This window comes from Clostridium sp. Cult2, from assembly GCF_021655075.1.
In the GTDB taxonomy this organism is placed as follows: domain Bacteria; phylum Bacillota; class Clostridia; order Tissierellales; family Tepidimicrobiaceae; genus Schnuerera.
In genome coordinates this window covers 84565-98939 of the sequence record NZ_PPXX01000102.1, presented here as the reverse complement: position 1 = coordinate 98939, position 14375 = coordinate 84565, and the positions used below count along the sequence as shown (strand labels likewise).

At 31.0% G+C, this 14375-nt stretch carries 16 protein-coding genes and 1 riboswitch; of the genes, 14 read left to right on the top strand and 2 right to left on the bottom strand.

The window, feature by feature from the left end; all coding sequences use genetic code 11:
• Window positions 1–13 precede the first annotated feature (13 nt).
• From rlmN to C3E90_RS11200, 8 genes are all read left to right on the top strand, one after another.
• Entirely contained in the window at window positions 14–1069 is a 1056-nt protein-coding gene (gene rlmN / locus C3E90_RS11235) for a 23S rRNA (adenine(2503)-C(2))-methyltransferase RlmN (RefSeq protein ID WP_236915762.1), read from the top strand.
• Window positions 1070–1079: 10 nt separating this feature from the next.
• Window positions 1080–1811 (top strand): Stp1/IreP family PP2C-type Ser/Thr phosphatase, encoded by a 732-nt coding sequence (locus C3E90_RS11230; RefSeq protein WP_236915761.1) that lies wholly within the window; start codon window positions 1080–1082, stop codon window positions 1809–1811.
• 17 nt (window positions 1812–1828) lie between these two features.
• Window positions 1829–3751 carry a Stk1 family PASTA domain-containing Ser/Thr kinase gene (gene pknB, locus C3E90_RS11225; RefSeq protein WP_236915760.1) on the top strand — a complete coding sequence of 641 codons (1923 nt, stop codon included), beginning with the start codon at window positions 1829–1831 and terminating at the stop codon, window positions 3749–3751.
• Between the two features lie 10 nt (window positions 3752–3761).
• The gene (gene rsgA / locus C3E90_RS11220; protein WP_236915759.1) at window positions 3762–4640 is read left to right on the top strand and encodes a ribosome small subunit-dependent GTPase A; all 879 of its coding nucleotides are present in this window, start codon (window positions 3762–3764) and stop codon (window positions 4638–4640) included.
• A 1-nt stretch (window position 4641) separates the two neighbouring features.
• Complete coding sequence (gene rpe, locus C3E90_RS11215) at window positions 4642–5289, top strand: ribulose-phosphate 3-epimerase (RefSeq protein ID WP_236915758.1); 648 nt, start codon at window positions 4642–4644, stop codon at window positions 5287–5289.
• A gap of 50 nt (window positions 5290–5339) precedes the next feature.
• A riboswitch (TPP riboswitch) is annotated at window positions 5340–5439 on the top strand.
• Between the two features lie 56 nt (window positions 5440–5495).
• Window positions 5496–6035, top strand: coding sequence for an energy-coupled thiamine transporter ThiT (gene thiT, locus C3E90_RS11210; RefSeq protein ID WP_236915757.1), 540 nt, complete (start codon window positions 5496–5498; stop codon window positions 6033–6035).
• Between the two features lie 19 nt (window positions 6036–6054).
• Window positions 6055–6690, top strand: a complete 636-nt coding sequence (locus C3E90_RS11205) for a thiamine diphosphokinase (protein WP_236915756.1) — start codon at window positions 6055–6057, stop codon at window positions 6688–6690.
• 110 nt (window positions 6691–6800) lie between these two features.
• Entirely contained in the window at window positions 6801–6971 is a 171-nt protein-coding gene (locus C3E90_RS11200) for a hypothetical protein (protein ID WP_236915755.1), read from the top strand.
• 36 nt (window positions 6972–7007) lie between these two features.
• Here the strand turns inward: C3E90_RS11200 and rpmB are convergent, their stop codons facing one another.
• The gene (gene rpmB, locus C3E90_RS11195; protein ID WP_236915754.1) at window positions 7008–7199 is read right to left on the bottom strand and encodes a 50S ribosomal protein L28; all 192 of its coding nucleotides are present in this window, start codon (window positions 7197–7199) and stop codon (window positions 7008–7010) included.
• Window positions 7200–7415: 216 nt separating this feature from the next.
• Here rpmB and C3E90_RS11190 point away from each other — a divergent pair, with 216 nt between their 5' ends.
• The 6 genes from C3E90_RS11190 (at window position 7416) to C3E90_RS11165 (ending at window position 13110) form a co-directional block, all read left to right on the top strand.
• Window positions 7416–7772: an Asp23/Gls24 family envelope stress response protein gene (locus C3E90_RS11190; protein WP_236915753.1), complete on the top strand. Its 357-nt coding sequence runs from the start codon at window positions 7416–7418 to the stop codon at window positions 7770–7772.
• Window positions 7773–7817: 45 nt separating this feature from the next.
• The gene (locus C3E90_RS11185) at window positions 7818–9434 is read left to right on the top strand and encodes a DAK2 domain-containing protein (RefSeq protein ID WP_236915792.1); all 1617 of its coding nucleotides are present in this window, start codon (window positions 7818–7820) and stop codon (window positions 9432–9434) included.
• Between the two features lie 65 nt (window positions 9435–9499).
• Window positions 9500–11542 (top strand): ATP-dependent DNA helicase RecG, encoded by a 2043-nt coding sequence (gene recG, locus C3E90_RS11180; protein WP_236915752.1) that lies wholly within the window; start codon window positions 9500–9502, stop codon window positions 11540–11542.
• A gap of 62 nt (window positions 11543–11604) precedes the next feature.
• Window positions 11605–12156: a 16S rRNA (guanine(966)-N(2))-methyltransferase RsmD gene (gene rsmD, locus C3E90_RS11175; RefSeq protein ID WP_236915751.1), complete on the top strand. Its 552-nt coding sequence runs from the start codon at window positions 11605–11607 to the stop codon at window positions 12154–12156.
• A 20-nt stretch (window positions 12157–12176) separates the two neighbouring features.
• Entirely contained in the window at window positions 12177–12662 is a 486-nt protein-coding gene (gene coaD, locus C3E90_RS11170; RefSeq protein ID WP_236915750.1) for a pantetheine-phosphate adenylyltransferase, read from the top strand.
• Between the two features lies 1 nt (window position 12663).
• On the top strand, window positions 12664–13110 hold the full coding sequence (locus C3E90_RS11165; protein ID WP_236915749.1) for an ATPase: 447 nt from the start codon (window positions 12664–12666) through the stop codon (window positions 13108–13110).
• Here the strand turns inward: C3E90_RS11165 and ylbJ are convergent, their stop codons facing one another.
• A complete protein-coding gene (gene ylbJ / locus C3E90_RS11160; protein ID WP_236915748.1) occupies window positions 13111–14292 on the bottom strand; it encodes a sporulation integral membrane protein YlbJ in 1182 nt (393 codons plus the stop codon).
• Window positions 14293–14375: the final 83 nt, after the last annotated feature.

Here is a 14375-nt window from a genome sequence, read left to right as displayed (position 1 = left end):
TGAGGTGAAATTTTTGGACAAAATTGAACTTAATAGTTTGACTCTAGAAGAGTTAGAAAAATTTATGGCTAGTATAGATGAAAAGAGATACCGAGGGAAGCAATTATTTGAATTTTTTCATAAAAACTATGGGAGAAGTATTGAGGATATTTTCGTGTTCTCCATTGGTTTACGGGACAAGCTAGATAATATTGGAAGGATAAATAGAATAAAAATATTGAAAAGATTCGATTCTAAGATAGATAATACTAAAAAATATTTATTCTTATTAGAAGATAATAATATAATAGAAGCGGTAGTTATGGAATATAAACATGGCTTAACTGCATGTATTTCTACACAGGTAGGTTGTAAGATGGGGTGTTCATTTTGCGCTTCAACTAAGGAAGGATTTGTTAGAAACCTAACTCCTTCAGAGATGCTAAATCAGATATATAGTGTGGAGATGGATTTAGATAAGAGAATTTCCAATATTGTCCTAATGGGAAGTGGAGAACCATTAGATAATTATGAGAATACAATAAAATTTTTAAATATAGTTCATCATGAAAGTGGACATAACATAAGTTATAGAAATATTACTCTATCCACCTGTGGAGTAGTGCCTAAGATTTATAAACTGGCAGATGAAGGGATACCAATAACTTTGTCTATATCACTACATTCACCTTTTGATAGTGTAAGAAAAGACATAATGCCTATTGGTAACAAATACTCAATTAATGAAATAATCCAAGGTTGTAAATATTATTACGATAAAACTAATAGAAGAATTACTATGGAATATACTTTAATTGAAGGTGTGAATGATAGAAATGAGGATTTAGAAGAATTAATCAGAATACTTAAAGATTTAAATTGCCATATTAATTTAATTCCTTTAAATCCAATTGAAGAGTACAATCAGCAAAGGCCATCAGGGAGGGACCTTGAAAGATTTAGAATTGGTTTGGAAAAGGCAAGGATACCAGTTACTATACGTAGAGAAATGGGAGGAGACATAAGTGCTTCCTGCGGGCAATTGAGAAGGAGTTACATTAGAGATAAAGACACAAAAACTTTTCAGTGAGGTGATTTTTATGGAGGTTGGCATAAAAACAGATATAGGGAGGGTTAGGGATATAAACCAAGATGCTTACTATATTTCTTCTTTAGTGAACCATCCCCTGTTTATTATTGCTGATGGGATGGGAGGACATAAGGCTGGAGAAATTGCATCTAAAATGGCGGTAGATATAATAAGTTCAGATTTAGAGAAAGATTTAAATAGTTTAGAATTAGATGATAATAGTATAATAGGCAGGATTCAAAGTTCCATAGGTAATGCTAATAAGAAAATATATAATGAATCCTTGAAAGATGAAAAGTTTTCAGGAATGGGCACTACTGTAACATTGGCTTATAAGAATAATGAAAAAATATTTATTGGTCATGTAGGTGATAGTAGAGCCTACCTATTGAGAAAAGATAACTTGTCTCAGTTGACAAAAGACCATTCTTTAGTGGAAGAGTTAATAAGGAATGGAAGTATTAGTAGGGAGGAAGCAAAGCTTCATCCTCAAAGGAACATAATAACTAGAGCGGTAGGGACTAGTCAAGAGATTGAAGCAGATATAATTGTTAAAGAAAAATTGAAAGACGATATACTATTATTGTGTACTGATGGGTTATCAAATATGTTGATGGATGAAGAAATTAAAGAATATTTACTTGTTAATGAAAATATGCAAAAACTTTGTGAGGAATTAGTAAGATTGGCAAATGAAAAGGGCGGTTTTGACAATATTACTGTCTTAGCAATTAAATTTTAGTAAAGTGGGGTGAAAATATGATTGGAACAGTACTTGGCAACAGATATGAGATAATAGAAAAAATTGGCGGGGGTGGTATGGCTTTTGTATATAAAGCTAGATGTAGGCTTCTAAATAGATATGTAGCAATTAAAATTCTTAGAGATGAATTTATAAATGATGAGGAGTTCATAAAAAAATTCAGAAGGGAATCTCAAGCTGCAGCAAGTCTATCTCATCCAAATATTGTGAACATCTATGATGTAGGAGTGGATAAAAAGGACGGTCATGATATTCAATATATTGTTATGGAATATATAAAGGGAAAGACTTTAAAGGAAGTAATTAGAGAAAAAGGTAAGCTTACTGTTGATGAAACCATAGAATACTCTATAGAAATAGCAGAAGCATTGGAACATGCCCACAAAAATCATATAGTTCATAGGGACATTAAACCTCATAATATTATGGTTGCTGAAGATGGGAGGATAAAGGTAACTGATTTTGGTATAGCTAGAGCAGCTACAGCTTCAACAGTTACAAACACTTCCAATGTAATAGGTTCTGTCCATTATTTCTCGCCAGAACAAGCTCGAGGTGGATATACAGATGAAAAATCTGATATATACTCTCTTGGAATAGTCATGTACGAAATGATAACGGGAAAAGTGCCTTTTAAAGGAGATAGTCCTATTACAGTGGCGTTAAAACATATTCAAGAGGATATAATTCCTCCTAGGGATATAGATAGTACAATACCTATAGGTTTACAGAATATAATAATGAAATGTGTCAAGAAGAGTCAAGTAGATAGGTATAGTACTGCTAGTGAGCTATTAGCAGATTTAAAAAGAATAAAATTTGCCAAGGAAGATTTGTTTTTAGAGGATACCAATATAATAGAAGCACCAACACAAATAATACCAGCGATAGAAGATAGGGAAGGGAATTCAATGAAAAAATCAAAAAAGAAAAAAAGCCAAGGTGATGGAGGTTTAAAAGTTGTTTTTCTTGCAATATTGTTAGCTTTTATAGTGGTAAGTTCTTTAGCTTTAGGATTTTTTAAACTAAAGGATTATTTTATATCTCCAGAAATAACGGTACCAGATTTACGTGGCATGCACAGGGATGAAGCTAAGGAGGAAGTTGAAAAGTTAGGCTTAGGGTTTAGCGTAGTAAATGAGGTATATAATAGTGAGTTTAAAAAAGATGAAGTGGTTAGCCAAAGGACTAAAGCTGGAGAAAAAGTTAAAGAAGGGTATATTATTGAAGTTACCGTTAGTAAGGGAAGTAATTTGGTTAAGGTTCCAAATTTAATAAATAGAAATATAGATGAAGTGGATAGTCTATTAAGGGATGCTAATTTAGGAGAAGGGCTTGTAGATTATAAACCTAGTGATACTGTAGAGGCAAATATAGTTATAAGTCAAAGTCCTGACCCTTATTCGGAAGTGGAAGAGGGAACAAAAGTCAAAATAGTAGTAAGTCAAGGACCTGAGAAAAAGGTAGTAGTAATGCCAAAGCTTATAGGATTAAGCGAAAAAGAGGCAAGAAATGCCATAATAGCATATGGATTAGTATTGGACACCATTACCCCAGAAGCCAATGATGAGTATGAAAAGGGTTTAGTGTTCTGGCAAAGTATCGAACCTGGCACTGAGATAGAAAATAATACTGCTGTGGATATATATATTAGTACTGGACCTAAAGAAGAACCTGAACCTGTAGAATCGGATACAGAAACTCCATTTTCAATCAATATAACACCTGCTAGTGACAAGGAAGAAGTAGAAATAAGGGTAGAAAGAATACAGGATGGAAATAGAGAAGTTGTATACAATAAGGTTCACAAGGTAGATGGTAAATCTGTTAAAATACCATTAAAGGGTAAATTAGATGCTAAATTTGAATTTTACTATGATGGCGTTTATATTGATGAGATAAGTCATCCTGGTAGTTAAGGAGGTTTATATGATAGAGGGTATTATTATAAAAGGGATTGGTGGGTTTTACTATGTAAAAACTCAAGAAGGTATCTATGAATGTAGAGCCAGAGGTGTTTTCAGAGAAGATAATATAACACCTTTAATAGGAGATAATGTTTTAATTCGTATTAGCGAAGAGGATAATACAGGTTATATTGAAAAAATACTGGAAAGAAAATCCCAATTAATAAGACCTCCTGTAGCAAATGTTACTCAAACCATTATAGTTATGAGTATAAAAAAACCAGATATAAATTATTGGCTATTAGATAGGTTCATTATCATGGCAGAACACCAACATTTGAGTATTGGAATATGTTTAAATAAAATAGATTTAAGCTCTGAAAGAGAACTGAATGAAATAGATAGTATTTATAGTAAAGCAAAATATCCAATAATTAAAACTAGTACAAAGACTGAAGAAGGAATAGAAGATTTAAAGGAGATATTAAAAGGTAATGTTACAGTCTTTGCTGGTCCATCAGGGGTTGGTAAATCATCTTTATTGAATGAGATAAATCCAGAATTAGGATTAAAGACTGGTGATGTAAGCAAAAAAACTACCAGGGGGAAACATACTACTCGACATGTAGAATTAATAGATTTAGGTTATAAATCTTATGTACTGGATACTCCTGGGTTTAGTTCTTTAAATTTAGATTTTATTGAATCAGAAGAGGAATTGAGTAAATATTTTAGAGAAATTTATCATTATAGGGATAAATGTAAATTTATCAACTGCTTACATCATAAAGAACCAAGCTGTGAAGTGAAAAGACAGGTAGATAAGGGGAATATAAGCAAAGAAAGATATAAAAATTATCTACAGTTTCTAGAAGAGATAAAAAATATTAGGAGGTTTTAATATGGCTATGCTATCGCCTTCCATATTGTCAGCAGATTTTGGAAATATAAAAGAAGAAATATTAAAATTAGAAAAGGGAGGAGCCGATTATATCCATTTGGATATAATGGATGGCCAATTTGTTCCCAATATTACCTTTGGTCCACCTGTTATTAAAAAATTGAGAAATATTACAAAAATACCTTTTGATGTTCATTTGATGATAGATAGACCTGAAAGGTATATTAAAGATTTTGCTGAAGCTGGGGCAGATATTATTACTGTCCATGAGGAGTCAACTGTCCATCTACATAGAACCATAGAGGAGATTAAATCCTATGGTGTAAAAGCTGGGGTTGCTTTGAATCCTTCCACGTCTTTAGATAGTTTGGAATATATATTGGAGTATATAGACTTAGTATTAATAATGACCGTTAATCCTGGATTTGGAGGACAGAAATTTATTAGTTCTATGGAAAGAAAGATAAGAAAAATGAGGCAAATAATTGATAACAGGAAACTGGATATATTGATAGAAGCAGATGGAGGTATTAAATTAGACAATGCTAAGGAAATAATTCATTATGGATTGGATATTATAGTAGTTGGCTCTGGTATATTTGAAGCTGAAGATGTGGTGGAAAGGACTAGAATGTTTAAAAGGTTGTAATTGAAATATATAATATATATGGTATAATATAGTTGTCAACTAAATAACATACTTCTCACTAGGGGAGCTAAATGGCTGAGAGGGGATTAATCCCGACCCTTTAAACCTGAACTAGGTAATTCTAGCGTAGGAAAGTGTTTTAATCTGTTTACCTACCCATTACCTAATTCTGGTAATGGGTTTTAATTTTTAAGGAGGTTTTAATAATGAAAAAATGGAGTACTAAGATGTTAGTTGAAGCAGGAATAATGATAGCATTGTCTGTTTTATTGAGTAGAATAAAGGTTTATGAAGCCCCACAAGGAGGTTCTGTAACTGCGGGTAGTATGATACCTATTCTATTGTTTGCCATGAGATGGGGATTGGGGCCAGGAATAACTGCAGGTGCTACTTTTGGGCTTTTAAAATTAATATTAGGGGGATGGGTTTTTAGCCCAACTCAAGCCATATTAGAATACCCTATAGCATTTGGATTACTTGGATTAGCAGGTATTTTTTCTAATACTATTGAAAATGTTGAAGATGGGAAATATTTTAAAATAATTTTTTCAGTTCTATTAGCAATAGGTGGAAGATTTATATGTCATTTACTGGCTGGGGTAATATTCTTTAGTGAATATGCAGGAACTCAGAATCCTTGGATTTATTCTGCTATATATCAATCTAGTTATTTAGTACCTGAATTTATAGTTTCTGCTATTATATTATCTTTAATTTGGAAACCTATTAGTAGAATAGAAAAATAATAAAGGTTGGATGATTAAATTGAAAGCATTGCTGGTTTTAAATGGGAGAATAGAGGGTTTGGAAAGATTAGAAAGGCTTGGAAAGGAATCTGATTTTATATTATGTGCTGATGGGGGCACCAATTATTGTATAAAAGCATCTTTAATGCCTAATGTGGTTATTGGAGATTTAGATTCCATTTCTAAAGATACTTTAAATCAAATATATGAGCACCATATACCCATAAAGAAATTTCCAGTTAAAAAAGATAAAACCGATGCAGAATTATCTATTGATTACTTAATTAGTGAAGGTTTTAAGGATATAACTATAGTAGGGGCTATAGGCAGTAGAATAGACCATACCTTAGCTAATGTATTATTGCTTACCAAGTTAAACCAAAGGGGTATTAATGGTAGAATAGTAGATAATAATAATACCATATATTTAGTTGATAGAGAATTAGTTTTGAATAAAGAAGAAGATTCTTTTTTGTCCATAATTCCCATAACCAATTCTGGGGTAGTGGTGACATTGAAAGGATTTGAATATGAGCTAGAAAGTACAGTTATAGGCTTTGGTTCCACCTTTGGAGTGAGTAATAAGATTATAAAAGAAAAAGGACATATATTAATTCATGAAGGACAATGCTTAGCAATTGTTTCAAAGGATTAAAATAAAAAGGCAAACTTTAATTGAAGGATTAAGGGTTGCCTTTTTAATTTTGTAACTAAATTTAGTATTCAAGAATAATATAGAATAAAGGCAATAATTGAGGTGAAATTATGAAAGGATTTTATTATAGATATAGGCGTAAATCAAGAAAAATAATAGGTGTAGCGTTAGGCATAATAGGAATATTGATTATTATTAATATAATACCTATAGAAATATTATTCTTAATAATAGGAATAGTATTGGTTATTATGGGATTTTTAATTTTGAAGATAAAATAAGGCTTCCAACATGATTTAAAATGGAAGCCCTATTTTTTATAATGCCCTTTCAACATATCCAGATCTTAAACATCTAGTACAAACATTAATCCTTTTAGTTGTACCATTTACAACTGCTTTTACTCGTCTAATATTTGGAGACCAGCTTTTGTTATTTTTTTTATTTGAAAAAGTAATCTTGTTTCCATAAACTTTTCCTTTCCCACATACATCACATCTTCTTGCCATAGAAACACCTCCTTAGTTCAGTAAAAAAGAATGTATTGGTATTTTTTATCTTTTTACTTAATAACATATTATATTCTAACATAACAAACAATAAAAAGGCAACTATAATTATATATAAATCAAATAGTTAAAAGTAATTAGTTGAACTATTTAGTGTTATAAGGTAAAATATACCCATATACTATATTGATAATTTTTTTATAAGGAGGCGATTTTGTGCCAGCTAGAAAAAAGAATGAATATGGATATATCGATATAGACGACAATGTAATTGCGACCATTGCAGGCCTTTCAGCCATGGAGAGCTATGGCATAGTAGGAATGGCAAGTAAAAATGCAACAGATGGATTCTTTGAACTTTTGAAAAGAGAGAACTTATCGAGAGGAGTTAAAATCTATACTGAGAAAGAACAAATCTTAATAGATTTACATGTTATATTACAATATGGAATAAGAATATCTGTAGTTGCTGAAAATATTATTGAAAAGGTAAAATTTAATGTAGAAAATTTAACAGGATTAAAAGTCAGCAGGATAAATGTATATGTACAAGGAATTAGAGTTGAAAAGTAGTTTAAGGAGGTACTACAATTGAAGATTGGATTTATAGATGGTACTATGCTAAAAAAAGCATTTATTGGAGCTGCTAAATTATTAGAAGATAATAAAGAAGAAGTAAATGCATTAAATGTATTTCCTGTACCTGATGGAGATACGGGTACTAATATGTCTCTAACTATGAAGTCAGCAGTTAATCAAATAATGAATTTAGAAGAGTATAGTGCTTCAAAAGTTGCTATGGCAGCCAGTAATGGTTCTCTAATGGGAGCAAGAGGGAACTCAGGTGTTATTCTCTCTCAACTATTTAGAGGTTTTGCAATTGGCTTTAAAAATAAGGATAAGGTAGATACTATAGATTTGGCAGAAGCTTTTAGATTAGCTTCTGACACTGCATATAAGGCTGTCATGAAACCTACAGAGGGAACAATACTAACGGTGGCTAGAGGTTGTGCTGAATATGCATTAGAACTGGCAAAGGAAGAAAAAGATATACTAATATTTATGGAGAAAGTTATTAATTATGGGAATCAGGTGCTTAATAGGACTCCAGATATGTTGCCAGTATTAAAACAAGCAGGAGTAGTGGATGCAGGTGGTAAGGGCTTAATTGTAGTTTTAACTGGAGCTTATAATGCAATAACTACTAAAGATGATATCTCTTTAGACGACTTCCAGAAGGAATTTGTTGAACAGATACCTGTTCCTCGCCATATAGAGACTTCAGATATCGAATTTGGCTATTGTACTGAGTTTATGATTAAAACCCAAGAGAAAGATTATGAAAGCTTTAGAGAAGAACTAACTAGATTTGGAGATTCTTTAATGGTGGTTGGTGGTGATGGGTTGATTAAAGTCCATATACACACCAATAATCCAGGGGAAGTATTGGAAAAAGCATTAATAATTGGAGAATTAAATGATATAAAAATAGATAATATGCGATATCAACATAGTCATATAATGGAAAATGAACAAAAAGAATACTCAGAACAACAAAATAAGCAAAATGAGGAAACAAAAAAATATGGTTTTATTACCGTCTCAATAGGAGAAGGATTAGACACAGTATTTAATGAGTTAAATGTGGATTATGTAATACCAGGTGGACAAACTATGAATCCTAGTACTGAAGATATACTAACTGCCATAGAAGAAGTTAATGCTGATAATATTATTATACTTCCCAATAACGGAAACATTATATTGGCTGCTGACCAAGCGAAAGAATTAAGTGGAAAGAATGTATATGTTTTTCCTACTAAAACTATTCCTGAGGGCATTACCGCTTTACTATCTTTCAATCCGGATTTAGATATGGAGGATAATATACTAAATATGGAAGAAGCTGTTGCTCATGTTAAAACTGGGCAAGTCACCTATGCTGTAAGGGATACTGAAATAAAAGATTCAAAAATAAATAAAGACGATATTATTGGGATTTCAAAGGGAGAAATATTATCTATCGGTGATGATATTGAAAAGGTATCTTTTGAATTATTAAAAAATATTGTTGATGATGACTCTTCTTTGATAACTATTTTTTATGGTAATGGAATAGAAGAAGAAATGGCTACAAAATTATGTGAAAGAGTAGAGGAAGAGTTTGAAGATTTCGATGTGGAAGTAATCTTTGGTGGTCAACCACTTTACTATTATATTTTTTCAATAGAATAATAAATTCCCCACCCAAAGGTGGGGAATTTATTATAGAGGAACAGAATGGTTAAAGGAGGGATAAAGTGAATATTCAATATGTTAAGGGCGTTGGACCTAAGAGAGCTAGACAACTTAAAAGGCTCAATATACATACAGTAGAAGATTTATTATATTTTGTACCGAGGGAATATGAGGATAGAACTAAATTTAAAAATATATCTCAATGTGTTGAAGGGGAACAGATAAGTTTAAATGTTCAAATTAGCGGATATCCTTCCAAAATGAAACCCAGAAGAAACTTAACCATATTAAAAATTCCCGTGAAGGATAATTCTGGTCACGGTCATTTAGTATGGTTTAATCAAGATTATATAGCAAATAAATTATCTATAGGAGATAGAATTGCAGTTCATGGAAAAGTTAGTATATTCAATAATGAAATACAAATAATGAATCCAGTTTTTGAAAAGGGGGACCAGGAAAAGGTAGGGAAAATAATACCCATATATCCTTTAACAGAGAAACTGACTAACAATGAAATGATTAGAATAATGGACAATGCTATTAAAGACTATGGAAACAATATTAAAGAAAGTTTACCAGATTATTTGAGGGAAGAATTAAAATTACTGCCAATTGGAGAATCTATTATTAATATACATTTTCCAAAAGATAAAAAGCATCATTTGGAAGCTCGTAGAAGACTTGTGTTTGAAGAATTACTTACTTTACAATTAGGGTTATTTTTAATTAAGAGTAGGACAAAGGAAATCAATCAAGGTATACAATTTCCCCCTGCCCATGAAGTTAATAGTTTCATAGATGATTTACCTTTTAAATTAACCAATGCACAAATGAGAGCATTTAAAGAAATTGAAATGGATATGGAAAAGGATGAACAGATGAATAGGTTAATTCAAGGGGATGTTGGTTCTGGAAAGACTATTATTGCTATTTTGGCAATGTTTAAGGCATGGAAATCTGGTTATCAATCGGTGATGATGGCTCCAACTGAAATTTTAGCTCAGCAACATTATCTTTCTATTTCTAGTTATTTTAGCAAATATAATATTAAAAGCGAATTATTAGTAGGTAGTCTTTCCAATAAGAAAAAAGAAGAAATTTTGAATGATTTAAGGGAAGGTAAGATTGATGTACTCGTTGGTACTCATGCAGTAATACAGGATAAGGTTGAATTCAACAAATTAGGATTGGCAATTACTGATGAACAACATAGGTTTGGAGTAAAACAACGGGCTGTATTAAGTCAAAAGGGAGCTAGTCCAGATGTTTTGGTAATGACTGCTACGCCCATACCAAGGACCTTAGCTTTAATATTATATGGAGATTTAGACATATCTATTATCGATGAATTGCCTCCAGGGAGGAAGGAGATAGAAACCTATGCAGTAGGATTTGATATAATAGACCGGGTCCATAATTTTGTGAAAAAGCAGATTCTAGAGGGTAGACAGGCATATATAGTTTGTCCTTTAATTGAAGAAAGTGATACTTTAAATGTAAAGTCTGCAGAAGAAATTTATGATTCTTTAAAAGATAAAGTATATAAAGGGTTTAATGTAGGGTTATTACATGGTAGAATGAAACCTGGAGAGAAAGATAATATTATGGAAAAATTCAAAAATAAAGAATTGGATATATTGATCTCCACTACGGTTATTGAGGTTGGAGTTAATGTGCCTAATGCTAATATTATGGTAATTTATAATGCGGAAAGATTTGGATTAGCTCAACTTCATCAGTTAAGGGGAAGGGTAGGGAGAGGTGAATATCAGTCTTATTGTATTCTTATCAATGGAAGTAATAGTAAAATTTCCAGAGAAAGAATGAGAATTCTTCAGAAATCCACGGACGGGTTCTACATATCTGAGAAGGATTTAGAGTTAAGGGGACCTGGTGAATTTTTCGGAACTAGACAGCACGGTTTACCAGATTTAAAAATTGCTAATCTATTCACTGATATGGATATATTAAGATTAGCACAAAAAAAAGCAAAAGATATATTGAATGAAGATGCATATCTATTAGATGAAAAACATTTTCCTTTAAGACAAAGTATTATCAATTTGTTTAAAGATAGGATAAAAGATTTAATTTTTAACTAATACTATGAATAACTTTACAAAATATGATAAAATATATTTTGTAAAGATAACGGGGTGATTTTTTGAGAGTTATATCAGGTACTAAAAAGGGGTATAAATTAAAGGGACCAAAGGGTAAGGACACTAGACCTACTGAAGATAGAGTTAAAGAATCCCTATTCAATATATTAAGGAATATAGATGCAGAGTCTAGGGTTTTAGACTTGTTTGCAGGTTCAGGCTCTATTGGGATTGAATTTTTAAGTAGAGGTGCCAAAAAGTCTTATTTTATTGATAAATCCTATGAAAGCATTAAATGTATTAAAGACAATTTAGAGCATTTAGGATTTATAGAGAAGGCTGAAGTGATAAAAAGTGATGCCATTAAAATCATTAATATGTTCAAAAGAAAGGGCATCAAATTCAATTATATTTTTATAGATCCCCCTTATGGTCAACATTTAATACTGAAAACTCTTGAAAAAATTTGTGAAAATGATATCTTGGAAGATATAGGTATTGTTATAATAGAACATGAAAAAGATTTAATTTTAGAAGATAATATATTTAATTTAATAAAAACAGATTATAGAAACTATGGGTACAAGTCCTTAAGTTTTTATACAAAAAAATAGTTTAAGGGAGGATGTTTGAGATGGTAGTAATTTATCCTGGAAGTTTTGATCCTGTAACTTATGGACATTTAGATATAATTGATAGGTGTGCTAATAAATTTTCTAAAGTAATAGTAGCGGTTTTAAATAATAAATCAAAAATAAATATGTTTACAATAGAGGAAAGAGTAGAATTATTAAAAAAAGTATTAGCAAAATATGATAATGTTGAGGTTGACACATTCTCTGGATTATTAGTAGATTATGCTAGACAAAAAGGATGTACTACCATGATTAGAGGCTTAAGGGCTGTTTCGGATTTTGAATATGAGATGCAGATGGCCCTTGTAAATAAAAAACTGGATGAGGATATTGAAACTTTATTTATGGTATCTAGAGGAACCTATGCATATTTGAGTTCAAGTATAGTCAAAGAGGTAGCCACTTATGGAGGGAACGTATCCTGTTTTGTTCCAGTTGTGGTAGAAAAAGCACTAGTAGAAAAAATTAAAGGAGGTAAGAAGTAATATGGATGTGCTTAAATTGATTGATGAAATAGAAGATGTATTAGAAAATGCTTCTTCTCTACCTTTTTCAAACAAAGTAATGGTAGATGCAGAGGAATTATTTGAAATAATAAGAGAAGTAAGGATAAAACTACCAGATGAAATAAAACAAGCCTCATGGATTAAAGAAGAAAGACAAAGGATATTAGCTGAAGCTCAAAAAGATGCGGATACAATTTTAAATGAGGCTGAATTTAAATTAGAAGAGTTAGTTGAGGAAGATGAGATAACAAAGAAAGCCAAAGAAAGAGCGGAAGAGATTATTACAAAAGCACAAACTAATGCTAAAAGTATTCGATTGGGTGCCTTAGAATATGCTGATAATATATTACTTGAAACTCAAGAAGACTTAAAAGATATTATTGATTTATTAAATAAAAATAGACAGGAGTTAAGAGGGGATAAATAATTAATCCCGTGATAAGAAAGCATATAATATTAATAGAATCAATGATGAAATTAGCATATATATGGTAATAAATATTGCAAGTTTTAAAGAGCCCAAAAATAGAGATGGCCATCCTAAAGGATAAAAGGATTCTGGTACATGAATTCCTGGCATGTAGGAGGGCTTAATAAAGTTTTTGTATTTTACTAAGTATAATATTGCTCCATAAATAGAAGAAAAAAGGCCATGAAGAAATTTAGCGAATAAATATATTTTGCTATCTATATCTGTATTGTTAATAAAACTCAATGCTTGGCTATGAATGGAGAAACTACTCCAACCGATTAAAAAGTTGATTACTAGTATTTTATAGATTAAATTTACATTTGCAGTGGAAATTATTTTACAACCAGTAGTTAATTCTAATAGTCCAGCTATAAATCCTTTAATTACTTCAATGCTAATATCTATTGGAATTATATTAATAATAACATTAATTAATTGATTGAACAATTTAGAGACAAAAAGAAGTTCCGTTAATACGGAATAAAATATAATAAACCCACCGATTAATGCTATTGTATTTAGGCTGTTTTTAACACTATTGCCTAGAATAGTTCCAATGGCAAAATTATCTTTTAATGTAGGTGTATTAGGTTTATATTTTGTAATTCTAGTGGATGGACTATTATTTTTTTTATAAAACCTAAATAATATTCCTAGGGTTATAGTCCCTAAATAATGAGGATACATAATTAAGGGTGCAATTGAAGAATTCTTTAGCATACCTATAGAGACTGCACCTAACATGAATAGAGGACCTGATGTGCTAGAAAAACAAATTGTTCTTTCTGCTTCTATTTTTGATATAATATTATCTTTTCTTAAATCAGATACTATTTTCGCTCCTATAGGGTATCCAGATACGACACTCATGGAAAGAGCAAAAGCTGCAGCCCCAGGGGCATTGAATAAGGGTTTCATCAATGGTTCTAATAGTTTACCAATAAGATTTACGAATCCAATACTTGTAAGGATTTCTGAAACTATAAAAAAGGGTAATAGAGAAGGAATGACTATATTAAACCATGTTAATAAGCCATTGTACCCACTATCTAGAGATAATTTTGGATTGTTAATTATTCCAAATAAAACCCAAAGGATAATAATCAAAAAAAGAAAATTTATGCATCTTTTTTTCATTTATGAATTTACCTCCTCATAAGGTTAAGCTTTTAAAGTTGATTTATTAAGCCTTTATTTAATTATATTTTGAATAAATTTCA

Coding starts and splice junctions, on each gene's coding strand:
- C3E90_RS11230 (WP_236915761.1), top strand. CDS start 1,080: ATGGAGGTTGGCATAAAAACAGATATAGGGAGGGTTAGGGATATAAAC.
- C3E90_RS11200 (WP_236915755.1), top strand. CDS start 6,801: ATGAAAGGATTTTATTATAGATATAGGCGTAAATCAAGAAAAATAATA.
- C3E90_RS11185 (WP_236915792.1), top strand. CDS start 7,818: ATGCTAAAAAAAGCATTTATTGGAGCTGCTAAATTATTAGAAGATAAT.
- pknB (WP_236915760.1), top strand. CDS start 1,829: ATGATTGGAACAGTACTTGGCAACAGATATGAGATAATAGAAAAAATT.
- thiT (WP_236915757.1), top strand. CDS start 5,496: ATGAAAAAATGGAGTACTAAGATGTTAGTTGAAGCAGGAATAATGATA.
- ylbJ (WP_236915748.1), bottom strand. CDS start 14,292: ATGAAAAAAAGATGCATAAATTTTCTTTTTTTGATTATTATCCTTTGG.
- rsgA (WP_236915759.1), top strand. CDS start 3,762: ATGATAGAGGGTATTATTATAAAAGGGATTGGTGGGTTTTACTATGTA.
- coaD (WP_236915750.1), top strand. CDS start 12,177: ATGGTAGTAATTTATCCTGGAAGTTTTGATCCTGTAACTTATGGACAT.
- rpe (WP_236915758.1), top strand. CDS start 4,642: ATGGCTATGCTATCGCCTTCCATATTGTCAGCAGATTTTGGAAATATA.
- C3E90_RS11165 (WP_236915749.1), top strand. CDS start 12,664: ATGGATGTGCTTAAATTGATTGATGAAATAGAAGATGTATTAGAAAAT.
- rpmB (WP_236915754.1), bottom strand. CDS start 7,199: ATGGCAAGAAGATGTGATGTATGTGGGAAAGGAAAAGTTTATGGAAAC.